12 protein-coding genes are annotated in these 24,996 nt (G+C 48.7%); 11 read left to right on the top strand and 1 reads right to left on the bottom strand.

All coding sequences use genetic code 11. The features are described 5' to 3' along the window. Window positions 1-6: 6 nt before the first annotated feature. Window positions 7-2,469, bottom strand: coding sequence for a TonB-dependent receptor (locus BMZ56_RS13810; protein WP_090627668.1), 2,463 nt, complete (start codon window positions 2,467-2,469; stop codon window positions 7-9). Between the two features lie 444 nt (window positions 2,470-2,913). Here BMZ56_RS13810 and BMZ56_RS13805 point away from each other — a divergent pair, with 444 nt between their 5' ends. The 11 genes from BMZ56_RS13805 (at window position 2,914) to BMZ56_RS13755 (ending at window position 24,988) form a co-directional block, all read left to right on the top strand. Beyond that, window positions 2,914-4,194: a Gfo/Idh/MocA family protein gene (locus BMZ56_RS13805; protein WP_090627667.1), complete on the top strand. Its 1,281-nt coding sequence runs from the start codon at window positions 2,914-2,916 to the stop codon at window positions 4,192-4,194. Window positions 4,195-4,505: 311 nt separating this feature from the next. Next, entirely contained in the window at window positions 4,506-5,804 is a 1,299-nt protein-coding gene (locus BMZ56_RS13800; protein ID WP_090627664.1) for a glycoside hydrolase family 99 protein, read from the top strand. Window positions 5,805-5,817: 13 nt separating this feature from the next. Next, window positions 5,818-9,618 carry a glycosyl hydrolase family 95 catalytic domain-containing protein gene (locus BMZ56_RS13795; protein WP_090627663.1) on the top strand — a complete coding sequence of 1,267 codons (3,801 nt, stop codon included), beginning with the start codon at window positions 5,818-5,820 and terminating at the stop codon, window positions 9,616-9,618. A gap of 49 nt (window positions 9,619-9,667) precedes the next feature. Next, window positions 9,668-10,408 (top strand): ThuA domain-containing protein, encoded by a 741-nt coding sequence (locus BMZ56_RS13790; RefSeq protein ID WP_090627662.1) that lies wholly within the window; start codon window positions 9,668-9,670, stop codon window positions 10,406-10,408. Window positions 10,409-10,453: 45 nt separating this feature from the next. Continuing rightward, the gene (locus tag BMZ56_RS13785) at window positions 10,454-12,667 is read left to right on the top strand and encodes a DUF7133 domain-containing protein (protein ID WP_143072926.1); all 2,214 of its coding nucleotides are present in this window, start codon (window positions 10,454-10,456) and stop codon (window positions 12,665-12,667) included. Window positions 12,668-12,677: 10 nt separating this feature from the next. After that, window positions 12,678-14,864, top strand: coding sequence for a GH92 family glycosyl hydrolase (locus tag BMZ56_RS13780; protein WP_090627657.1), 2,187 nt, complete (start codon window positions 12,678-12,680; stop codon window positions 14,862-14,864). A 5-nt stretch (window positions 14,865-14,869) separates the two neighbouring features. After that, window positions 14,870-17,482, top strand: coding sequence for a hypothetical protein (locus BMZ56_RS13775; protein WP_090627655.1), 2,613 nt, complete (start codon window positions 14,870-14,872; stop codon window positions 17,480-17,482). A 210-nt stretch (window positions 17,483-17,692) separates the two neighbouring features. Further along, window positions 17,693-20,257, top strand: coding sequence for a Kelch repeat-containing protein (locus BMZ56_RS13770; protein ID WP_090627654.1), 2,565 nt, complete (start codon window positions 17,693-17,695; stop codon window positions 20,255-20,257). Between the two features lie 182 nt (window positions 20,258-20,439). Next, window positions 20,440-21,813, top strand: a complete 1,374-nt coding sequence (locus BMZ56_RS13765; RefSeq protein ID WP_090627652.1) for an enolase C-terminal domain-like protein — start codon at window positions 20,440-20,442, stop codon at window positions 21,811-21,813. 12 nt (window positions 21,814-21,825) lie between these two features. After that, window positions 21,826-24,000 carry a pyrroloquinoline quinone-dependent dehydrogenase gene (locus BMZ56_RS13760; protein WP_218146568.1) on the top strand — a complete coding sequence of 725 codons (2,175 nt, stop codon included), beginning with the start codon at window positions 21,826-21,828 and terminating at the stop codon, window positions 23,998-24,000. Window positions 24,001-24,010: 10 nt separating this feature from the next. Further along, window positions 24,011-24,988 (top strand): hypothetical protein, encoded by a 978-nt coding sequence (locus BMZ56_RS13755; protein WP_218146567.1) that lies wholly within the window; start codon window positions 24,011-24,013, stop codon window positions 24,986-24,988. Window positions 24,989-24,996 lie beyond the last annotated feature (8 nt).

The raw sequence follows: 24,996 nt of genomic DNA, 5'->3' as shown, positions 1-24,996 counted from the left end.
ATCCGCTTAGAATGTATAACCTACACCGACCAGAAAGTTGCGGGGCGTGCCCGGATACAACCGGTTAAAATCGTAGCCACCTACCCAGTGGGTCTTGTTGAATACATTATTGAGGTTAGCGGACAATTTAAATTTGTCGATGGTATAATATAACGCCGCATCGGCAACCACATAAGACGGCAACGTGAGGACGTCTCTAAGCGTTGCACGCCTGCTCACATAGTTTGCTCCGGCTCCGATGCCGACACCATTTAGCGCTGGGATGTTGAAGGTATACTTGGCCCAGATACCACCTTGGTTTTTTGGTGCATTGGGAAGCAGATTACCAATCTCTTTCGGGTCATCACTTTCCGTGATGGTGGCCTCATTGATCGCGAAGTTGGCGGTTACACTTAGATTGGGTTTGATTTGGCCGTATACATCCAACTCGATTCCCCGCGATCGTTGCTGACCTAATTGCCTGAGCAGATCGGGATTTCCCAAATCGTTGGCATTAATCAGGATGTTATTTTGTTCGATGTAGTAGATGGCCGTATTGATACTCAATTGCTTGTTGAGAAATTCCATTTTAGCCCCCCCTTCATACATCGTACTGGTTAATGGGTCGAACGGTCCGCCAAATCGCTCCGGATCGCCGATGGTGCCAGCTCCTTGGGGTTGATAACCCTGTGCATAAGTAAGATATAGACTTACAGGCTCTATCGGGGTATAGACGAGGCCGAAACGAGGGATTAGCTTTTGCTGCTCTACTTTCTCTTCGTTACTCTTTTTATAATTTAACAAATCCGTATAAAACTCCTGTCTGACAGCCAAGAGCGCTTGTATCGGCCCCCAGGTAATTTGGTCTTGTAGATACACACCGTTTACGTAGTACTTGGTGACAGATTGGGCGCGCGATTCGTTAAAATAGCCTGAGATTTCGGAAATGGAATAGTTCGGATTAACAAGATCGAAATGAGGTACATTCGGAACAGGAAGTTGGGTTTTTGGATCAAAGAGATAGCTGGCCCTGTTTGACGGATCGTAAGTGCCATAAAATCCATTGTTTGCAGCATTCCGATAGCCCCCGCTTGCGTTGTAGCTGGAGCCGCCTTCGGGCGATACATTCTGGATGTAGTCGTAGCCCACCAAAAGTTTATGGGTCAATTGTCCAGTTTTGAAATCACTAACAAAATATAAGGTCACATTGTCGTTGTAATTTTTTTGTTTGCGACGGATGGTTTGCATCTGCATCAATGTAGGAACTTCTACGCTGTCGGCGTCTACCGCGTAGCTGTTGGATGTCCGATGTTCCAGTAAATCCTCGTCATAGAGGAATTTCATGTAGGATGCGTTGAAGGAAATATGGTCGCTAAATTTATGCTGAAGCGACGCGGTGGTGTATAGATTGAGCTCATTTTCAAAGTCATTTTCCTTGCCAATGGCAAAAGAAACCGGTGTGGAATACAAATCGGTTCCTGCTGAGGCGCCGAATATCGGCTGCCCGCGGTCCAAACGAGACTTGGTCTTGGAATATACGAAGTCGATATTAACTTGTGTACGATCCGTAGGAATAAATGAGATGGAGGGTGCGATGACCATATCCTCGCCACCTTGTAACACACGGAAAGACTGTGCATTCTGATAGGCCAAGTTGAGTCGATATAACAACGTTTTCTCTTTGTTCATCGGACCGGTGAAGTCACTTGTTAATCGATATGTATTATAGCTGCCAGTGGCAAAGCTTACCGATTTTCGGTCAACATCTAACGGCTTTTTCGTTACGGTATTAACCGTCCCCCCTGGATCCGTGTTGGCAAAGAGGGCGGAAGCCGGTCCCTTGATTACTTCGATACGTTCCACATTGGGAAGTAACGATTGTGACCAGCTATTAGTCGCATCCCGTAAGCCGTTAATTAAGGCATTTCCGGCCCTAAAGCCGCGAAGTGTGAAATCGTTGTTGTAATAGGAAAAGGTATTCACACCACTGATATTTTTTAGTACATCGCTGGTTTTAAAGGCCTGTTGGTCGTCTATAACTTCCTTCGTTACATAGCTGATGGCTTGAGGGACGAACTTAATGGGCGTTTCGGTCTTGGTGCCGGCAAACGAAGACGTGTTTTTATATGTTTGTTCTTTCCGGCCGATGATTTCGACAGCCTGCAGCTGGTTTTCAACGGGTGTAAGGGCGACCAGAAGGTTACCGCTGTTAGGCGCTGGAAGTGAAATGTTGAGTCGAGTTGCATCGTATCCAAGATAGGAAAATGTCAGTGTGTACTGGCCGTTGGATAAACCTTCAAAGGAAAAAGCACCCTTTTCATCGGTAACTCGCCCATTTGGGATACCCAATACCCGAACGGTCACACCCGGCAACGGTTGTTGGTCTGCCGTTGAAACAACTTGCCCGGCCAATGTTTGATTTTGGGCATAGCTGCGTTGATGCAGGCAGAAAAAGATAAGTGTTGCAAAAAGGTAGGTTATTTTATTCATCTTATTATTTGGACTTAATTTAAATAGAGCGCAATTTTAAAAGAAATATTTGTTAAAATCAAACTTATGTGAAAAGAGACGTAACCCCACATTTCGGAGAAACCGAATGACCACCTAAATGTAGTTTGACTAAATAATTTTAACCGTCTTTACTTTTGGTCTCACTTACTGTACAAAAAACTTACTATTTACTTTGATTTAAGACGGGTTTTCTTCGGAGTTCATTCGGAGTTTAATCGGTTATTAACCGAATAAACTAAAAGTGAAATCAAAATTTCAGGTAATTTATTTTAGTGTAATTGGTTGCTTTGATATATGTGTGTTGATAATTTGCTCCTTGATGTTAATGGTAAATGCTATCTTTACAGAGCGCGATCGGTACGCAATACAAGCGATTCGGTTGTATGCGATCAAACCGATTTATGAACTTGAAAAGTAAACCAAATGGAAAGAAAGACATTTATCAAAAACATGGCATGGGGTGCCGCTGCATTTACCATATTACCCAGGCATGTATTGGGGGGCAATGGATTTTTGGCTCCGAGTGACCGTATTACACTGGGATATATCGGGGTTGGTAAACAAGCAATGGGTTTGTTGGGCAATTTGAACAAATGCCCGGAAACCCTCGTGCTAGCAACCAGCGATGTGGATTCAAAAAAACTGGCTCGTTTTGTGGAACGCGCAACCGAGGAAAACGGAAAGAAGGTAGCAACTCCCGTAACGGGCTATGCTAAGTACCGAGAACTTTTGGAACGCAAAGATATTGATGCAGTGGTAGTCGCTACGCCCGATCACTGGCATGCGCAAATCTGTATCGATGCAGCTAAAATGGGCAAAGATATTTATTGTGAAAAGCCATTGGCGCTGACCATCGCCGAAGGTCGGGCAATGGTAAACGCGGTTAGAAAATACAAACGTGTATTGCAAACAGGCAGTATGCAGCGCTCCTGGAAACCCTTTCGGCATGCAAGTGAGCTGATTACAAACGGCTACATCGGCGATATTAAAGAAATTAACGTATCTGTCGGTGAACCTGTCCGGCAATGTGACCTGCCCGCGCAGCCCATACCCAATGAACTCGATTGGAATACCTGGATCGGGCCGTCGCTTTACCGCGGTTATCATCCGGTGCTGGCGCCTCCTATAGAGAACACCAAGGATTGGGCAGGCTGGCGCTATTATCATGGTTTTGGGGGCGGTTTCATCACAGACTGGGGAGCTCACATGTTTGATATCGTGCAGTGGGCATTGGGCATGGATGAGTCGGGGCCTGTATCTTTCCACGCACCGCAGGATCCATTGGCAAAAGAAGGGGCATCGTTTCAATACGCCAACGGTGTAACGGTACATCACAAACTGTGGGGTCCGGGAAATGCTATACAGTTTATCGGTACGGAGGGAACCATCGAAGTGTCACGAAGTTTTTTGCGATCGTCTCCCGGATCGATTGTAGAACAAACCCTAAAACCTTCGGATAAACGGCTCTACGAAAGCGATAATCATTACCAGGATTGGGTGGATGCCATTAAAAAAAGGAACCGCCCCGTGGCTGATGTTGAGATCGGGCATCGTACAGCGTCTGTATGCAATGCCGTGAACATCGTCTATGAGTTGCAACGTGATGTAAAATGGAATCCAAAAAAGGAGGTGTTTGATGATGCCGCAGCAAACCTGATGCTGTCGAGGCCCTATCGGGCTCCGTGGGATTTTATGGATTTTTAAATGAAACTTCGGCGACTGCTGGTTCTATACGATCGACTGGCAGTCGTTTTGCTCAGCACAACCTTTCCCGATCGTATGTCAACCGTATTCTCCCTTGCCTTCATCATCAACTCCTCTTGATCGATTTTACAAAATAGCGTTCGCCGGGACGTTGGTCGTGGCCGCTCCGATGGTGGAGACGTATGCGCACGGGGGAGGGTATTACCTAACAAAATGTAGCCAGATTAAAATAATTTTGGGCTGATTAATCCTTTGTTAAGCTTTTTTTAATGTACGCGTCTATTTTAGCAACCTGAATTATAAGCACAACTATGATATTCCTAGCAACATTGAAGAAGTATTTTTTTTGTGGCCTGCTTTGTTTTGGTATGCTGGCCGCTGGCGCACAGACTAAACATAGCAGCCAAACCGATTACCCCTCATACAAGGGGCTTATCATGGCCGGATACCAGGGGTGGTTTCGGGCGGAGGGAGATGGGTCCGGTGCTAAAAACTACAGTTATGGAAGCGAGAAACGAACGGGCGTTGACATGTGGCCCGATGTATCCGAATATGAAAAAACCTACGAAACTCCGTTCAAACTTCCCAATGGTCAACCGGCTCGTTTCTTCAGTTCGTATGACAAAAGCACCGTGGACCTCCATTTTAAATGGATGCGGGATTATGGAGTGGATGGGGTATTCATGCAACGTTTTTTCAGCAACGCGCGGCCTGAGAATCGGGATAATGCAGCAGCAACGATTCTGAAAAATGCGTTTGACGCAGCTTCGACGTATGACCGTGCGATCGCAGTGATGTACGACCTGTCGGGATTGAAGGCGAAAGGCGAAGATTGTTCCACAATCATTGAAGATTGGAAATACCTGGTAGACGAGTTGAACGTGACCAATCAGGCAGGAAAGAAGACCTACCTACACCATAACGGGAAACCGGTGGTGGCCATCTGGGGTGTTGGCTTTCCGGATCGGCCCTACAACATCCGGAATATCGGATTGGAACGCTTGATCGATTTCCTTAAAAATGATCCCGTATACGGGGGATGTACGGTGATGCTGGGTGTGCCTACGGCATTCCGGCAGCTCAATGCGGATTGTGTAAACGATCCCTACCTGCATGAGCTGATTAAAATGGCAGATATCGTATTGCCTTGGACCGTACAGCGTTACAGTCCGTTGCTGCATAACGACATGGATCGCCTGCGGGATAACACGTTGGATGATCTCAAATGGTGTAAGGAAAACGGGGTAGCCTATGTGCCCTGTGTATACCCAGGCTTCAGCTGGCACAATTTGAGCAGGTACGAATTTCCGGATGACATCAAACCCGTGGGCTCCATCCCCCGTATGGGCGGTAAGTTCTATTGGCAGCAGATTGCAACGGTTTTACGATCGGGAGCATCCATGTTGTATGTAGCGATGTTTGATGAGGTCAACGAAGGGACCGCTATTTTCAAAACAACCGATACGCCTCCGGTAAGCGAGCAGGCATCTTTCGTAGGAATCGAAGGTGTACCTTCAGATCATTACCTTTGGCTCACCGGCGAGGCGGCCAAGGTTCTTCGCAGGGAAAAGCCGTTATCAGTAAAACTGCCGGAACGTAACGCTAACTAAAATAAACTACTTGATGATGATAAAAATATTCACTGCGTTCAACGCGTTGTTTCTATTTATTTACATGGGTGCCTTTGCACAGGTGAAGGTGGCCTGTGTCGGAGCCAGTATCACAGGAGGGCACGGCATTGACAATCCCGCCGAACGGGCTTACCCCGGTCAATTGCAGGCTTTGTTAGGCAGGCGGTATCAAGTTGCAAATTTCGGGGTGGGAGGGACGACGCTGCTGCGCAAGGGCGATTCCCCCTATTGGGATACCCAAGCGTATCAGGACGCATTGAAGTTTGCCCCCGATATGGTGTTCATCGATTTGGGAGGTAACGATGCCAAGGCAGTGAATAGAGCCCATTACGGCGAACTGGTTCGTGATTGCCGCGATATGATACAATCGTTCCGGCAACTGCCGTCACAGCCCAGGGTGATTCTTTTACTTCCGTTTAAATCATTTGAAACCGATACCAACCAAATATGGGACAGGACGATCGTCAACGAGATCGCCCCCCGTATGCAGCAGGCCGCATTGGAAGAAGGCATAGAGGTACTCAATATGCACTCCCTGCTCGTCGATAAACCGGCATTGTATAGCGATAAAATCCATCCCGGGGAAGAGGCCGCCGGTATCATTGCCCACCGTCTGGCAGAACAGATTAACCTGGAGCTCGACACAGCATATGATGTGTTTAAACACCTTGGCCGGTCCTTTACACCGGGTTCCTTTTTTGGTTACGAAGAAGCGGATTTCACACTGGATGGCCGTGAATGCAAGGTAGTAAAACCCAAACGCGTGGCCAATGGACGGCCGTGGGTTTGGCGGGCTCGGTTCTGGGGGCATGAGCCGCAAGCGGATATTGCACTACTGGAACGGGGGTATCACATCGCGTATTGCGATGCAGCAGAAATGCTGGGCAATGAAACGGCTATTTCGTTGTGGAATACGTTCTATGAGATACTTTATAACGCCGGTCTGAATCGCAAAGCGCTTTTCGAAGGAATGAGCCGTGGGGGTGTGTATGCATTGAATTGGGCGGCAGCGAATCCGGATAAGGTTGCAGGTGTGTACGTAGACAATCCGCTGCTCGACATGCGTGCGTATGCGCTGCTGAAAAGAGGAATGGCCGATGGGATCCGTCAGGCATTTGGCCTGACAACCGATGGAGCCGTGGAAAATTTCAAGGGAAGTCCGATGGATAAAATCACGGCTATTGTAAGTGGTGGCTATCCGATACTGATTCTTTGCGCGGATGCGGACGAGGCCGTGGACCCCGAAACCCAGACGCTTGCTTTTGAGCGGAAAGTGAAGGCAGCAGGGGGCGACATCACGGTCATCATGAAACCTGGATTCAAACATCACCCCCATGCCTTTCCCAACCCGGCCCCTATTGTTGATTTTATGTTGAAGGCTACGGCAGCAACTTCCGTTGCCAGTTCACGTACCGGCGATATCCGTGCGGAATGGATGGACCGGGCGCGTTTTTCGAATGGAGGTAACCGGCCCGTTGGTAGGAACGTGCTTTGGTATAAACAATCTGCCAGTGTCTGGGAAGAAGCATTGCCAATCGGGAATGGCCGTTTGGGTGCAATGGTATTCGGTGGGGTTGCCGACGAACGGATTCAGCTTAATGAGAGTTCACTTTGGGACGGTTATGCGCTGGATCCCAATAATCCGGAGTCACTGAAAACACTGCCCGAGGTTCGGAAGTTGCTTTTTGAAAATAAAAACAACGAAGCAGTGAAGCTGGCTGAGCAAACCATGATGGGCCGCCCGCGTGGTGTAAAACCCTACCAATCACTGGGTGAGCTTTGGTTTGATACACCGCATCTGGCGGTGACGGATTATACACGGAGCCTTGATCTGGCTACAGGGATTGTCACCGTACGGTACCGTCATAATGGCGTGTGGTATACCCGCGAAACCTTTGCTTCTGCAGATCATGATGTGATTGTCGTGCGGTTTACTGCTGATCAGGGGAGAAAGATCACCGCTTCATTTACCTTGCGGCGTCAGCAGGATGCCGTGGCTGTGCCACACCCCACGGATGCTCAATCGTTGTTGTTGAAGGGGAGGTTGCCGATCAAAGATGCCGATGGGAATGATCGGGGTATCCGGTTTGCTGCACAGCTGAAGGCCGTGACGGCCGGCGGCCGTACCGCGTTTCATGACGACGTCATGGCGGTAACAGATGCGGATACGCTGACCTTGTACATTGCCGGCGCAACCAACTATCCCGGTCTTCAACAGATCCACAGCACATATGATTTTTCCGGCGTTCCTGAAGATAGCTGTGCGGCGGCCATTGCGAAAGTAATGCGTCAACCTTATGAGGTTGTGAAAACGGCACAGATTCGGGAGCATCAACAGTATTATGGCCGCGTGGCGCTTGAATTGGGCGCCGTAGACGGAAAGGGTAAAACGTTGGCCACGGACGAGCTACTGGAAGACGCCAGGAAAACAGGCCAGCTTCATCCTTCACTGGTGGAAACGTATTTTCAATATGGACGTTACCTGCTCATCGCGAGTTCACGGCCGGGGACCATGCCTGCAAACCTGCAAGGATTGTGGGCATGGCAGATGAATCCGCCATGGAATGCCGATTATCACACCAACATCAATCTCCAGATGAACTACTGGCCCGCAGAGATTACCAACTTGCCAGAGATGCATCTGCCCTTGTTTGACTTGACGGAAGCCTTGGTAAAACCCGGCGAACGCACGGCCAGTGTATTGTATGGTGCGGATGGCTGGGTGGTACACCACTTAACCGATGCCTGGGGATTTACCGCACCGGCGGATGGACCGCAAGGTATCTGGCCGATGGGGGCAGCATGGCTGGCGCAACACCCCTGGGAGCATTACTGCTATACATTGGATACGGCATTTCTACGGCAGCGCGCTTATCCCTTGATGAAAGGAGCCGCTGAGTTTATCCTCGATTTCCTGGTAGAAGCTCCAGCGGGCACACCCGTGGCAGGTAAACTGGTGACAAACCCCTCCTATTCGCCGGAGAATTCGTTTGTTTTGCCCAATGGAGACCATTCGGTCTTTACGTACGGTGCCACAATGGATCTCGAAATCATCCATGATTTGCTGACGAACTGTATTGCGGCTGCGAAGATTCTGGATGTAGACAAAGATTTCAGGAACACATGCTTAAAAACACTGTCCAGGTTGGCGCCGATACGGATCAGCAAAACCACAGGCCGGGTAATGGAGTGGGTGGAAGATTATAAAGAAGTAGACCCGCACCATCGGCATACGTCGCATTTGTTCGCGCTTCACCCCGGCAACCAGATATCCGTGACCGGTACACCTGAGCTTGCGGAAGCTGCCAGGAAGACTTTGATCGCGCGTGGAGATGACGGCACCGGTTGGGGGTTGGCCTGGAAGATCAATATGTGGAACCGCCTGCACGATGGCGACCATGCCTATAAACTGTTGGGTGTATTGTTGCGGGAGAAGACGCTGCCCAATTTGTTTGACAACCACCCACCTTTCCAGATCGATGGGAACTTCGGTGCAACAGCCGCAATTGCGGAGATGCTCGTGCAGAGTCATGTACCGCTTAAAAATAATCGCTTCGAGGTTCACCTGTTGCCTTCCTTGCCCACAAACCTGGCAAAAGGATCGGTAACGGGATTACGTGCACGGGGGGATTTCGTCATTGATCTTTCATGGGAAAATGGAACGTTGAAAGAGGCTTGCATTTTTGCCGAAAAAGGAGGAAAGCTGACGCTGCGGCTCGGTGACCGGACAGTGAACTTTAAGACAAAAAAGGGAGAGACCTTAAACTTAAATAGCGCGTTGAAGCGTATTTAAAAATTGGCACATCGTTGCCACGAATGGGCTTGTTTAAAATAAATAAGATATGAAGCAGATAAAAATGATCGGTGCACTCGTAATCATGTGCATCAGTGGACAGGTGTTGCTTTTCGGACATGCACATGCACAGGGAAACAAAATCTTGGTATTCAGTAAAACGGCTGGATTTCATCACGGGTCTATCAAACAAGGGGTCGCGGCCATCCAGCAGCTGGGATCGGAACACGGCGTAGCAGTAGATACGACCATTGATGCAGCAAAATTCACCGATGCCAATTTGAAACAGTATGCTGCGGTGATTTTTCTGAGTACAACCGGCGACGTATTGGACGATGCCCAACAGCAAGCGTTTGAGCGCTATATCCAAGCAGGCAATGGCTATGTAGGTATTCATGCGGCGGCAGATTGCGAATATGACTGGCCCTGGTATGGCAAGCTATCGGGCGCCTACTTTGCCGGCCACCCAGCGCCGCAGGAAGCCGTGTTGGACGTGGTTGACAAAGATTTTCCGGCAACGCGGGGATTGCCCTCCAAATGGAAGCGGCTGGATGAATGGTATCGCTTCCGGCAATTTTCCAGGGAGGTAAACGTCCTGATCAACCTTGACGAAAATAGCTATGACCCTGCCGAGCAGGGCATGGGTAACCCACATCCGATTTCGTGGTATCAAGCATACGATGGCGGCAGGGCTTTTTATACAGGCTTGGGGCATACGGAGGAGTCCTTCTCGGAGCCTCTTTTCCTGCAGCACTTATGGGGCGGTATCGTCTATGCGATGGGATTGTAATTGACAAAGGAAGAAATTCAAAAGAAGATAACTAAAATTAAACAGATGATTAAACAATATGTAGCGGGTGTGGTCGGTGCCCTTTCGATTGTGGGGCTTGTGACGTCGTGTAATGGACCGGTTAAGTCACTTAAACGTGATGAAAATGGCAAAATTATCGTTGACACACTGCCCTCCCCGGCGTACCTGTCGCCCGAGGAAAGCATGGAGCAAATTTATCTTCAGCCGGGATACAAGCTGGAACTGGTGGCAAGTGAACCCATGATCCATGAACCGGTGGCGATCGCTTGGGATGCCAATGGACGGATGTTTGTTGCGGAGATGAATACCTACATGCAGGATGTTAACGGTACAGGCGAAATGCAGCCGGTATGTTCGATCAAACGGCTGGAAGATACGGACGGCGACGGGAAAATGGATAAATCGGTTGTCTTTATCGACAGCTTGGTGTTGCCACGGATGATTCTGCCCTTGGATGACCGGCTGCTGGTAGCCGAGACGTTCGACAACAGCATCTATAGCTACCGGGATAGGGATGGCGATGGAATGGCCGATGAGCGTGAAGCGGTTTTTGTCAACGACCGGCCCAATACCAACAACCTGGAACACCAGCGAAGTGGCTTGGTGTGGAACCTGGATAACCGCATTTACCTGACCGTCGAAAATGTACGGTACCGTTACGAACAGGGTAAGCTGGTTGCCGAAGAGCTGGAAGAAAGCCCGGGTGGACAATGGGGGCTGGCCAACGATGACTACGGACGGCTATACTTTTCCGCAGCAGGGGCTGAAATACCGGCACTGGGTTTCCAACAAAATCCCTACTACGGCCGGCTCGATTTTAACGATCAGTACGATGACGAATTCAAGGCCGTATGGCCGGTGATTGCTACACCTGATGTACAGGGTGGGCTGAACAGGCTCCGCCCAGACAGCACATTGAACCACTTCACGGCATGTACCGGGCAATCGATTTTCCGGGGAACATCGCTTCCTGAAGATATGGTGGGAGACCTGTTGATCTGTGAACCGGTGGGAAGACTGATCAGGCGGGCAAAAGTAGCCAATGATGGGGGTAAAATCTCGTTAACGAATGCATACGATCACGAGGAGTTCATTGCCTCGTCTGACATGAACTTCAGGCCTGTAAATACGCAAACCGGCCCCGATGGCAATCTCTACATCGTGGATATGTACCGGGGGATTATTCAGGAAAGTGAATGGACAAAAGAAGGAAGTTTCCTGCGACCTAAAATTGTGGAACGGGGACTAGATAAAAATATTGGCCGCGGCCGGATTTACCGACTGGTTTACGAAGGGATGAAGCCCGATACGACCCGTCCAAAAATGCTGGATGAAACCCCGGCTCAGCTTGTTCAATACCTGCAGCATCCGAATGGTTGGTGGCGCGACAATGCACAGAAATTATTGGTATTGCGTGGCGATACCAGCGTCGGAGATGCACTTCGAAAATTGGTCGCATCGTCGCCCGCACAGCTGGCACGTATCCATGCATTATGGACATTGGAGGGTTTGGGAATATTGGACCGGGCGACACTTGAAGCCGCGTTGGGTGATAAGGATGCCAACGTTCGCAAGAACGCCGTATGGGTAGCTGATGGGGCTGCTTGGGAAAACGATGCCGCGTTGTTCGATGCCTTATACCCGTTGAAAAATGATCCGAATCCGGAAGTACGTTTTCAATTGGGACTTAATATGCGATTTGATGAATCCACTCGGGCCAAAGGACTCATCGATGAGCTTTTGAAAGCGCATCCTGACGATATACTGGCTGTGTCTCAGCAGCGGTATGCAGACCGGTTGGTTGAACGGGCTAAAGCGGAAAAAGAAGCCGCATTGCTGGCCATTGAAGACCAGAAACGGGTTAAGCAAGGAGCGGTCATCTACAAAGAGTTTTGTGCTTCGTGCCATGGAGCAGATGGCAAGGGGCTAAGCATTGGCGGTGGTGCAGCCGCTGCGCCTACACTTGCAGGCAATGCCGATGTAAACGGAGATCCGAATAAGCTAATCAAAATTCTATTGCACGGACTCACCGGACCGATCGATGGGAAGACCTATACCAATATGATGCCGGCGGTAGGTTCCAATGATGATGAATACATTGCTGCTGTGCTGAGTTACATCCGGAATGACCTGGGCAATAAGGCGCCTGCTGTACGACCCGGTAGGGTGAAACGGGTCCGCGAACAAACAGCGGGCCGGACCCAACCCTGGACAAAAGAAGAACTTGACAACAACTAAAAGGAAGCGCATGAAGGCAACCGTCACGCTGTTATTCAGTGTAGTTTCGTTTTTTGCTGTGGGGCAGAAACTGACCTCTTATGTGGATCCCTTTATCGGTTCGGGTGGACATGGACATGTATTTGTAGGTGCCAATGTGCCATTTGGCGGAGTCCAATTGGGCCCGGACAATTTTTATAAAGGTTGGGACTGGTGTTCGGGATATAATTACCAAGACAGTGTGATTCGTGGGTTTGCCCATACCCACCTTAGCGGTACGGGTATTGGAGACCTTTCCGATGTGTTGATTATGCCTTATACCGGGGCGATTAAGTTAGACAAAGGTGAAGAGACGGTTCCCGGCAGTGGGTACGCGTCTCTTTTTTCCCACGATAATGAGCGTGCAAAACCGGGTTATTACCGTGTTGAACTGGCTAACGGTGTCGAGGTCGAATTGACAGCCACCGAGCGGGTGGGCTACCACCGCTATCATTTTCCGGATGGGCAAACGGCGCGTATTATCCTGGATTTGAAGGAGGGGATCAACGACAAATCGACGGATACATACCTAAAGCAAGTAGACGAATATACGTTGGTTGGCCATCGGGCGTCCTCGGGATGGGCGAAGAAGCAATTGATTTATTTTGCCATTAAAAGCTCGGTGGCTATCCATGACTTTTCGCTTTATGACGACCAAAAACCGCTATCCGGCAAGGAAGGAAAGGGGAGCGCCATCAAAGGCTTGATCAGTCTGCAGCAACCCCCTGAAAACGTCGAATTGAAAGTCGGGATATCGCCGGTAAGCACGGAGAATGCCCTGGCCAACATATCGGCCGAAATTCCACATTGGGATTTTGAACGGGTCGCGGTGGCGGCAGATGAGAAATGGGAAGACGAACTGGGCAAGATCAACATCACCACGAACCGTGCCGTGGATAAACGGGTATTTTATACCGCGATGTATCACGCCTTCATGCATCCTTCGCTCTTCAATGATCATGACGGAGACTATCGGGGTGTCGATGGCAATGTATACACGGATCCCGGTTTTACGAACTACAGCATTTTTTCTACATGGGATACCTATCGGGCGGCCCATCCCTTGTATGTCCTCTTAAATCCCGATCGGGTAAATGACATGGTCAATTCCATGTTGGCTATTTCCGATCAGCAGGGGTACTTACCGATCTGGCACTTGATGGGGTATGAGACACAAACCATGGTCGGTATCAGTAGTCAGCAGATTGTCGCAGAAGCTTACCTCAAGGGGCTGAGGGGCTTTGATGCTGAACGGGCGTTCCAGGCGCTGAAGACGACGGCGATGTCGGATCAAAAGGGATTGAATTACCTCAGGGAATTCAAGGTCATTCCTTCGGATGGAGAAGTCAGTAGGCCGGTTGCCAACGCCATGGAAAATGCCATCGGCGCGGGAAGTATTGCGCTGATGGCAAAAGCATTGGGGAAAAAGGATGATTATGCCTATTTCCGGAAACGGGCGGAAAGTTATCGGATGCATTACGATCCGGCTACGGGCTTTATGCGGGGTAAGTTGGCGGATGGCCGATGGAACCCGAAATTTGATCCGCTGAAAAGCGTCCGACCCTGGGCGGCGGATTATGCAGAAGGGAATGCATGGCAATATCTTTGGCTGGCTCCCCAAGATGTGGAAGGACTCATTGATTTGCTGGGGGGACCACGGCGGTTTACCGAAAGGCTGGATACGTTCTTTCAGCTTGAATCGGAAACGAACGAAGACGTACTGGTCGATCTAACGGGCACCATCGGGCAATATGCGCACGGGAATGAGCCGGGGCATCACGTGGCTTACTTATATTCGTATGCGGGCCAGCCCTGGAAAACGGCAGAGAAAGTGCATGACATTATGCGCCAAATGTATCACGATAAACCTGACGGAATCATCGGAAATGAAGATTGCGGCCAGCTATCTGCTTGGTATATTTTCTCATCACTTGGTTTTTACCCCGTTTTCCCGGCATCGGGCGAATATGTGTTGGGGAGCCCGCTGTTTGAGGAGGCAACGATTGAGTTGACAGATGGCAAGACGTTTCGTGTAAGAGCTAAAAATGTGTCAGATACGCACAAGTATGTCGGGTCTGCCCGGTTAAACGGCAGGAAATTGAAAAGACCTTTTCTCTCACACGCCGATATCATGAATGGAGGTGTGTTGGAGTTGGAGATGACCGATAAACCCAATTGATTGTTATGAAGTCGTTAAACTGCCTACGTGCGTTATTAGTTGCATTTACATTGATTTTTTCACAGGCCTATGCGGCTTCGCCCGGTATGGATGTATCGATTATTACCGATACCCAATTAAGTCCGGTGGCGAGGCACGGCTTAACCAAATTGATCGAAGCAATCCAGCAGAAACAGCTGCACGTTGAAACGTTGACATCCACCGGCAATGCCAAAGGCCGGATGATGCTGATAACTGGAATCGCTCATGGAAATGGTTTGGCGGCACGGCTACTGAAAGAAGGCAATCATTCGGTACCCGAAACGAAAGAATCACTGACCATTTGGAATACCACGTGGCAAAACAAGCCGGTCACCGTGATCAGCGGATATGACGACAGCGGCCTGATGTACGGATTACTGGACGTTGCCAACCGTATCAGCTGGAGCACCGAATCGTCGGATCCGCTACATTTCGTAACGGAAGTTACTTCGGAGCCGGATATCAAAGAGCGCGGCATTGCGATGTATACCATGCACCGCCGTTACTGGGAGAGCCGTTTCTACGATGAGAATTTCTGGGTTCGGTATTTTGACATGATGGCACAGAATCGGCTTAATATGCTGGAGATTCTGTTCGGATATGAAAACGGGGGCTTCATGGCACCCTGTTACCCCTACTTTTTTAACGTGGATGGCTATCCCGGCGTAAAAATGGCGGATATAACTGCCGAGCAGCAGCAAAAGAATGTGGCAACGATGAATCGGCTCATTAAGATGGCGCACGACCGCGGTATCGGGATCCGGCTGGGTATATGGGATCATATCTACCGTGGCGGTGTGCAGGCTGGGGGAAATCCGGATTTTGAATACCGTGAGGGCCACCCATTACCGTGGCAGGTAACCGGGCTTGACTCGACCAACCTGAACCGATATACCAAAGCAGCCTTTGCCAAGTTTTTAAAGACCTTTCCCGAACTGGATGCCATTCTGTTTAAGACCAACAATGAATCCGGTCTTAAGCAAAGTGAATTGCACGAATTTAGCCTGAATTTTTTCCAGACCGTCAAGGAAACCGCACCGGATATGTTTATTGATATCCATGGCAAAGGCATTACCGATGCGTTAATAAAAAATGCGATCGATATGGGGCTCAACTTCCGCATCGCGCCGAAGTTTTGGATGGAACAAATGGGGCTTCCCTACAGCCCTACACACATTAATCGGGAAGACCAAAAAAACAGGCGCCATGGATACGCCGATATGCTTCGCTACCCACAGCATTATCAGGTATTATGGAAACTATGGAATGGTGGGTCCAACCGGGTATTCCTGTGGGGTGATCCGGAATACGTCAGGCGCTTTGCCGCCAGCAGCCATCTATACAATAGCGATGCATATGCCGTGTATGAACCGATGGCAACCAAAATGGAATCACAGGTGCACGATGCAGAACCCTTTCAACTGCTCAATCCGCCCTATCCGTATTACACGTATGAATTTGAACGCTATTGGCACTTCTATCAGACGTTTGGCTTGGTCGGATACGATCCACACACACCGGATGATGTCTGGGACAAAGAATTTGCGAAACGGTTTGGAGAAAAAGCTGGTCCGCTGATCCGGTCGGCCTTACATGAAGCGAGCTGGGTACTGCCACGGATTGTCGGGGCGTGTTACCCATACAGCTTTTTTCCGACGACCAGTGCCTGGCCGGAAAAACAACGTTTGGGCGATTTGCCGTTGTATGCGAGCGCCGAAGGTAGCGATTTGCAGCAATTTGCCAGTTTTGACGAAGAGGCACAGGTGCTGTTGGGGAAACTGGAGACGGCAAAAACGTTACCGTCGACAACCAGCGAATGGCTGGCACGGTTGTCTGCATCGATCAAGGAAAAAGTCGCTGAAGCCGAAGAGTTGATCGGCGACCAAAACAATAAGGAGTTTCATGCCACCGTCACCGATCTGAAGATGCTTGCAGACCTTGCGCTTTATCATTCCCGTAGGGTTCCGGCAGCGGTGAGCTACTGCTTGTTTCTTCGTACACAAGACGTATCGGCACTAGACGATGCAATCGCTTACGAGGAAAAGGCAGCCGAAGCTTGGTCGCAGTTGGTAAATGCCGCTGGCGATTTATATGCAGATCCGATATTGATCGGGAAAAAGCCGCTTTCAGGTCATTGGAAGGACGAGTTGGTGATGCTGAATAACGGTGTGGAAAAACTAAAAGAAGAACGCCTGAGGTTCAAACCAGACGGGCAGGTAACCCAATCGCCCGGCTACAAACCTGCTGACGATCCGGAAAACAGCAATTATTTTGTCATTCGTCATCAAGCACCGGACAGCGCGGCTGTAGGGAAGCCCATCACGCTGCAGGTACATGTACAAGCACCAGGCGGATTAAAATGGGTACGCCTGCAATACCGGGCCGTGAACCAGTACAAAGACTTTGAAATGCTGCCAATGGTCACAACCGGTGAAAAAAACATGTTCCAGGCAACAATACCCGCCGGTCAAATTGATCCGCAATACGATCTGATGTATGTAATAGAAGTTATGGATGCCAATGGTAAAGGATTCATCTATCCCAACGTCAATAAGGAGACACCCTATAAAATCATCCACCTTAAAAGAGGTGTCTAGTTGTAAAACCTAAAAGGCCTGGAGGGCTTGCGGTCAAACAGATAAGTTCCGGTAGACGCGCCCAATTTGACAATTTAGAATGCATCCATTGCAGATATTGGCAAGTTTGTCGATATTTGGAAGGCGAAAATAATCGCTAGCAGATATCCACAGTACATCTTTATGATTTAGATGTCTATTGGCTATCGACAAACTGCAATCTATAAATCTATGTGGGCATTGAAACCGGGGGCTTTTTATGTCATCTGTTATTGTATCCTGGGAAGTATGGTTATATTTCCGCTGGATGGTAATGCCCAATACGGATTGGGTTTTGCTAGCCATGAGGCTGTTCTGGACCGGCGGACGGGATTGGATTTAAGCAGCGGTAAGCAGCTATGTGTTGACGATGACACCGAGTTGGCATTCGAGCTCTCGTTCATGCCTAACCGTTCCGATTATTTTGGTTACGTTGTTCGGATCATCGCCGATGACAAAACAAATATTGATTTGCTTTATGATCGCTCAACAAATGCAGAGAAGCATTTCAAAATCGTATTAGGCGGAAAATTTTCTAACATCGCCTTTAACATCGATTCTGCCAAACTTTTTAACAGCTGGATTCCCATTGCGATTAAACTGGATACGCATGCGAGTTTAATAACGGTAAAATGTGGTGACAGTGTTTACACTGAGAGATTGCCCATCGATATTCGCGGTTGCCTGAAAGTCTTGTTTGGATATAACGATTACAAGGAGTTCAAGACGACCGATGTACCTGCAATGAAGATACGGAATGTTCAAATCCGGGAGGGAGGGCGCCTGTTGCATCATTGGCCGTTGGATGAGGAAAAAGGCACAGCGGTAAATGACGTGATCAGGGGAATGACCGCTTCGGTCGTCAATCCCCAATGGATCAAGCGATCCCATTATGAGTGGGGATTGCTTCAGGATGTCAAAATAAGCGGACAGGCTAGTTCGGCATTTGATCCGCGGACGGAAAGTATCTTCGTAGTCGGAAGAGACTCGCTGTTACGTATTCATATTCCAACAGGCCAGCGCAGCGTTTACCATTATCAATCTGGACCGTTGCTATTGATTAATGGAAATCAATCTTTTTTTGACACATTGAACAATCAACTGTTGAATATATGCATCGATCAGAAAACCGTTTCGGTCTTTGATTTTGCATCATTAAAATGGTCAAAAAACTTTATCTATCCTGGGGAAGGGACGAGTTATCTTCATTTCAACAAATTCAGTTCACCGGTGGATAGCAGTTTGTATTTTGTCGGAGGATACGGCCATTTTCTATTCAAGAACGAAATTCAACGGTACGCGCCGGACGGAACCTGGCATCCGATTGCGGTTGGTGGAGAACCGCTTGTCCCACGTTACCTTGCCGCATTGGGTGCTACACCAGGCGGTGCCTATATTCTGGGAGGTTATGGAAGTGTCTCGGGTCAGCAAATGCTCAATCCAAAAAACATTTACGATCTTGTTTTTTTTGACGTCAAAAAGAAAACGCTTTCGAAAATCTATGAACTTAATCCGGGCGAAGAGGATTTTGTATGGGCCAATTCGCTGATCGTTGATGAGGAAGCCGGTCAGTACTATGGGCTCGTATTTCCTAAACATAAATACAATGCGAATTTACAGTTGGTCGTCGGTTCGTTGACTCAACCCGATTTGAGAGAGCTGGCAGCACCTATTCCGTATTCCTTCCACGATATCCAATCTTTTTCTGATTTGTATTATTGTCCCGATAGCAAGCGTTTTGCGGCGGTCACTTTGTATTATGATCAAAAGGACGATCTCGCGGTAGCCAAAATTTATTCGCTATTTAGTCCACCGCTTCCCTATGATGCCACAACGAATAAGGTCCTATCGAAGGGTTGGGGTATGCGGATTTGGTTATACGTTGCATTGGGTGTGGTGGGGTTACTGGCTGCTTACGTTTTCATACGGAAAAGAGCCGTGAAAGCGAAGCAGGTGCCCATTTCCAGTCCGCCGTTGGTGGCGGAACTTAAGGGGGAAGCGATCTCTCTTGTGAACACAATGGAACAAAGACAAGATAGAAGCAGTATATTTCTTTTTGGTGGAGATTTGCAGCTTTTTGACTCCGAAGGAATCGATATGACCCGCAGTTTCACGCCGCTTATCAAGGAAATATTTCTGGTCGTATTACTCCACACGTTGCGACGAGGAAGGGGTATCAGTTCGGAAAAATTAACGGAACAATTCTGGTTTGATAAATCTACGGATAGTGCCCGTAACAACCGGTCTGTCAATATTGCGAAAATTAATACCATCTTAGAACGATTGGGAAGCACGAAGATCTCTAAAGAAACCGGATACTGGAGATTTCAGGCCGATAGCGATATTTATATCGATTACAAAAATTACTTATCGATTGTGACCAACAAAGATCGGTTAGCTAAAGATCGTATCAAAGAATTGTCGACTATTGTTCAACGAGGTGGATTTCTTTCTGAAACGGACTATGAATGGCTCGACTCGTTTAAAGCAGAGGTCTCGATCCAGGTGATCAACACCTATATGCGTTTTGCAGAGAATGTAGCTATTTCAGATGATCCGGAATTTATGGTTGAACTGGCCAATAATATTTTTTACTTCGATCCCGTTCACGAAGAGGCTATGATCATCAAGTGCAAAGCCCTAGCCTATATGGGTAACCACTCGCTCGCCACGCAAACATTTGAAAATTTCTGCAATGAATATCGCCATATTTATGGGGAGGAATTCGGTAAAGACTACAAGATGATTCTTTCCTAGTTTTTTCGATCATTTTCTTGTGTGATTTTTATTGCCTAGCGCCGAGGTTTTTAGGTGGAATAGGTTCGACCTCACCGCGTCATTAAGCTTTTATTAATGCTTTGTTATCGGATTTGTTTTAGTCTTGGGAAAATTTGCGACGATAAATCGCATGATACCAATTCTTAAAACCATTGACCAATATGGAATCTAAAAACAACGCAACATTCGCTAATCGCCGGGATATGCTCAAGATGCTCGGCATGGGTTCGGCTGCAAGTATGTTTGGCTTGCTTGGCGGAACGTCTATTTCTAAGGGCAACGCATTGGATCGGGAAACACCTCAATATGCTCGGGGAGCCGCTCCTGTCACCATCACAAAAGTTCGGGCAATCGCTACCGCACCCGGTGGAAATAACCTGGTCATCGTAAAAGTGGAAACTTCCGAGCCGGGCCTCTATGGATTAGGCTGCGCGACCTATACACAACGCGCCGCCGTTGTGATACCGGCTATTGACACCTATTTAAATGAATTTTGCCAGGGCAGAGATGTAGACAATATTGAAGACATGTGGCAATCGGCCTATGTAAGTTCCTATTGGCGAAACGGTCCGGTGCTGAATAATGCCCTGTCTGGATTGGATCAAGCCCTTTGGGACATCAAAGGCAAACGTGCAAATGTTCCTGTGCATCAACTCTTAGGCGGGAAAACACGTTTCGCCATCGATACCTATGCACACGCCAGTGGGCGCGACTTCGAGGAAATATGTGAAAGTGTAGGTCGATACATTGAACGTGGATTCAGACACATCCGCATCCAGCAAGGCGGATACGGTGGGGTGGGGCTGAACAAAGACTTCGTGCCGGATTTCCAAAAGGCAGGTTATGGAAAGCCGGGAGACGAGTTCATGGATCAGCGTACTTACTTGAAGAATGTGCCCAAGATGTTTGAGGCAGTGAGGAAGCGTTTTGGTGAAGATATTGAGTTGCTGCATGACGTCCATGAGCGCGTCGAACCGATTGAGGCGATCAATATGATTAAGCGGTTGGAAGAATACAGGCCATTTTTTATTGAAGATCCGTTCTCTCCGGAAAATATGGGGTGGTTTAAAAAGCTTCGGGTAGCAACCACTGTACCGCTGGCCATGGGCGAATTATTTAATAATATCAACGAGTTCCGGGATTACATGGCCGACCAGCTTTTTGATTTTATCCGCATCCATATTTCACAGATCGGAGGCATTACACCGGCCATGAAAGTTGCCAGGCTCGGCGAATGGTTCAACGTCCGTACGGCTTGGCACGGACCGGGCGATACGTCGCCGGTAGGACATGCGGCAAACAATAACATCAACATCGCCGTTTGGAACTTCGGAATCCAGGAATCGCAGTTTTTTAACGAACGGGTACACGAGGTATTTCCCGGTACACCGACTATTGAAAATGGATATTTTAACGTCAACGAAACGCCGGGCCTGGGTGTTGATATCAATGAAAAGGAAGCAGCCAAATATCCGATTGGAACCCGATCGAAGTGGACCATCCGTAAATACGATGGTACCATCATACGGCCATAAATTGGTTTTTCTGTGACGCGAACAAGATTTTGCAGTTACCTGCTGATTGTAGGTTTGGGGCATATGGCCTGCGTGGAACGGGATACGTATTCCTTCAAAACCGGAACGGATTGGCCTGTTTATGGAGGAAACAAGGCGGGCAATCGGTATTCGCCACTCAATCAGATCGATACTGGTAATGTTGATCAATTGGAAGTCGCTTGGATGTTTAATGCCGCCGAGGAACCCGAGGCCGGCAAGCAGCCACGGGCGCTGCAGATCCAGTGCCAGCCCATTGTGGTCAATGGTATGTTGTATGGTACAACCCCTGCGTTGAAACTATTTGCGCTGAATGCGGCCACCGGCGAATTAACGTGGAAATTCGAACCGCCTGAAAGCAGGATTCACGTCAATAGGGGAGTTGCTTACTGGGAAAAAGGGGAAGACAAACGGATATTGTATACGGTCGGACCAAATTTATATGCAGTTGACGCAATTCGCGGTGAACCGGTACTAAGTTTTGGCGAGCAGGGAGTCGTAAACCTGTATGAGGGAATCGCAAAAGGACTGGAAAACGACGTCGTCGGCTTGTCGATCAACGCCACGAGTCCGGGGGTGATCTATGGCGATGTGTACATTGTAGGGTCGGCGGTCTCGGAGTCGGGCAATGCCGCCCCTGGATATGTCCGCGCGTTTGACATAATCACCGGCGAACTACGCTGGGTGTTTCATACGATCCCGCATCCCGGTGAAACGGGATACGATACGTGGCCCGATAGTGCTTACCAAAAGATAGGCGCAGCCAACAGCTGGGCAGGTATGGTCGTAGACGAAAGGCGCGGAATGGTATTCTTTGGTACGGGGTCACCGGCATCCGATTTCTATGGGGGCGACCGGAAAGGCAGCAACCTATTTGCCAATTGTGTAGTGGCCCTTCATGCCCAAACCGGAAAGTTAGCATGGCATTACCAGGTCATACACCACGATTTGTGGGATCGAGATATCTCATGCCAACCCAATTTGGTTACCGTAAATCACGATGGGAAACGGATAGATGCGGTGGCGCAGGCTACAAAAGACGGACTTTTATATTTGCTAGACCGGGAAACAGGCAAGTCACTGTTTCCTGTTGAAGAAAGGGCGGTGCCGACCCATGGGCTTCCGGGCGAGCATCCCTATCCCACGCAGAAGTTTCCACTGAAGCCTTTGCCCTTTTCCAGACAAGTTTTCACGGAAGCGGATATTACCGACATTTCCCCCGAATCACACGCGTATATCAAAGCACAGTATCTGAAATACCGCTCGGACCATAAATTTACGCCACCTGATACTTCGGGAACGCTGCTATTCGGTTATAGCGGCGGCGCCGAGTGGGGCGGGAGCGCGGCAGATCCCGAGGGGGTGTTGTATATCAACGCAAACGATGAGCCCTGGGTGCTTCAAATGATCGATACGGTATCATTGAATAGGGAAACGGCGTCCTTATCCAGGGGCAATGCACTTTATGCGATTAACTGTGCATCCTGCCATGGGGGCGATCGGAGAGGCAATGGCTTGGAGTTCCCCAGCCTTGCAGAAATTGGCAATCGGATGTCTCACGCTCAACTGAAACAAATTGTCACGGCCGGGACCGGAAGGATGCCCTCTTTTCAGCATTTACCCGATGACGACCGAGAAGCTATTGTCCAATATGTACGTAACCCACGGGCGGTATCCCGCCCCGCTACAGGCGTTCAGCAGGGTAAGGCGCAAAACCGTGCCGAATCACCATCGTTTGGATTTAAGCCCTTATATGTCAAAAAAGTATGGGAAAGACTAACCGATCCGGATGGCTACCCCGGAGTAAAGCCGCCTTGGGGTACATTGAATGCAATTGATCTGAATACGGGCGAATACGTTTGGCGGGTGCCACTTGGGGAATTCCCCGAATTGACCGAAAAGGGTATACCCGTTACGGGAACAGAGAGTTACGGCGGTCCCATTGTGACAGCGGGTGGATTGGTTTTTATTGCGGCAACAAGAGATGAACGAATCCGGGCATTTGATAAAAAAACCGGTGAGATTTTATGGGAATATCAATTGCCTGCCGGTGGATTTGCTACACCGATTACGTATGAAGTAGCGGGCAGGCAGTATGTAGTGATTGCGGCAGGCGGGGCGAGAGGAGCAAAACTTGGTGGAAATTATATCGCTTTTGCGCTTAAATAATAAGACCTTTATGCGGATGAAGTTATATTGCTTATTGTCATTGATGGGGTTGTTGTCGGTAGCCGCAAATCCGGCCGATCATCCCTTCCCGCAGGTAACGATCACCAATGAGCTGATACAGGCAACGATCTATCTTCCGGATATAAACAAAGGCTATTACCGAGGAACAAGATTTGACTGGTCGGGTGTAATCCCTGAGTTAGCATATGCGGGGCATCAATATTACGGGGAATGGTTTGCTCACCACGATCCCTTGGGGCACGATGGCATTGTCGGTCCGGTAGAAGAATTTAATCCCCTCGGATTTGAACAAACTCAGGTTGGAGGTAAATTTGTGAAAATCGGTGTGGGGAGCTTGATAAAACCGGATGAGAAGCCGTATGCATTTCATAGACGGTATACGCTTGCGGACCCAGGTGTTTGGTACGTGGACACCCGGAGGCAGCAGGTATCCTTTACCCATGTGCTCGAAGAATCGGATTACGCTTATGTATACAAAAAGGTGGTAAGCTTGCCAACTGGGGAATCCAAAATGATGCTGACGCATTCTTTGGAAAACACGGGTAAAAAAGTTATCGAAACACGGGTGTATAATCATAATTTTTTTGTGATAGACAGCGAGCCTGCTGGGCCGGGTTATCGCATTCGAGTTCCAGGAGACAAATTACATCCAATAGACGCCAGAGGATTAGGCGACATTGTAAAGCTGAGAGGTAATGAAATTGTTTTTCTAAGGGAGTTACAGCGTGGAGAACAAGCCTATTTTGCAGATCTAGGAGGCGGACGATCGGTTGACTATGCTATTACCGTGCAAAATATTAAAACCGGAGCCAGCGTAAAAATTACGGGCGACAGGCCCATTTCCAAAATGGTTTTTTGGTCGTGTCCGACAACCGTTTGTCCGGAACCCTATATTGATGTACGGGTAGAACCTGGCCAAACATTCAATTGGACCATAACGTATGCATACGATCAGGGTAAAAATTAAATCTAAAA

The sequence above is a fragment of the Parapedobacter indicus genome (genome assembly GCF_900113765.1).
Lineage (GTDB): Bacteria > Bacteroidota > Bacteroidia > Sphingobacteriales > Sphingobacteriaceae > Parapedobacter > Parapedobacter indicus.
The sequence above is the reverse complement of the archived record's forward strand: the minus strand, read 5'-3'. Positions and strand labels throughout refer to the sequence as shown.

What these genes read in the sequence shown, in the direction of transcription:
- BMZ56_RS13810 (WP_090627668.1), bottom strand. Translation starts at nt 2,469, where the DNA reads ATGAATAAAATAACCTACCTTTTTGCAACACTTATCTTTTTCTGCCTG.
- BMZ56_RS13785 (WP_143072926.1), top strand. Translation starts at nt 10,454, where the DNA reads ATGATTAAACAATATGTAGCGGGTGTGGTCGGTGCCCTTTCGATTGTG.
- BMZ56_RS13775 (WP_090627655.1), top strand. Translation starts at nt 14,870, where the DNA reads ATGAAGTCGTTAAACTGCCTACGTGCGTTATTAGTTGCATTTACATTG.
- BMZ56_RS13755 (WP_218146567.1), top strand. Translation starts at nt 24,011, where the DNA reads ATGCGGATGAAGTTATATTGCTTATTGTCATTGATGGGGTTGTTGTCG.
- BMZ56_RS13765 (WP_090627652.1), top strand. Translation starts at nt 20,440, where the DNA reads ATGGAATCTAAAAACAACGCAACATTCGCTAATCGCCGGGATATGCTC.
- BMZ56_RS13770 (WP_090627654.1), top strand. Translation starts at nt 17,693, where the DNA reads ATGTGGGCATTGAAACCGGGGGCTTTTTATGTCATCTGTTATTGTATC.
- BMZ56_RS13795 (WP_090627663.1), top strand. Translation starts at nt 5,818, where the DNA reads ATGATGATAAAAATATTCACTGCGTTCAACGCGTTGTTTCTATTTATT.
- BMZ56_RS13800 (WP_090627664.1), top strand. Translation starts at nt 4,506, where the DNA reads ATGATATTCCTAGCAACATTGAAGAAGTATTTTTTTTGTGGCCTGCTT.
- BMZ56_RS13780 (WP_090627657.1), top strand. Translation starts at nt 12,678, where the DNA reads ATGAAGGCAACCGTCACGCTGTTATTCAGTGTAGTTTCGTTTTTTGCT.
- BMZ56_RS13790 (WP_090627662.1), top strand. Translation starts at nt 9,668, where the DNA reads ATGAAGCAGATAAAAATGATCGGTGCACTCGTAATCATGTGCATCAGT.
- BMZ56_RS13805 (WP_090627667.1), top strand. Translation starts at nt 2,914, where the DNA reads ATGGAAAGAAAGACATTTATCAAAAACATGGCATGGGGTGCCGCTGCA.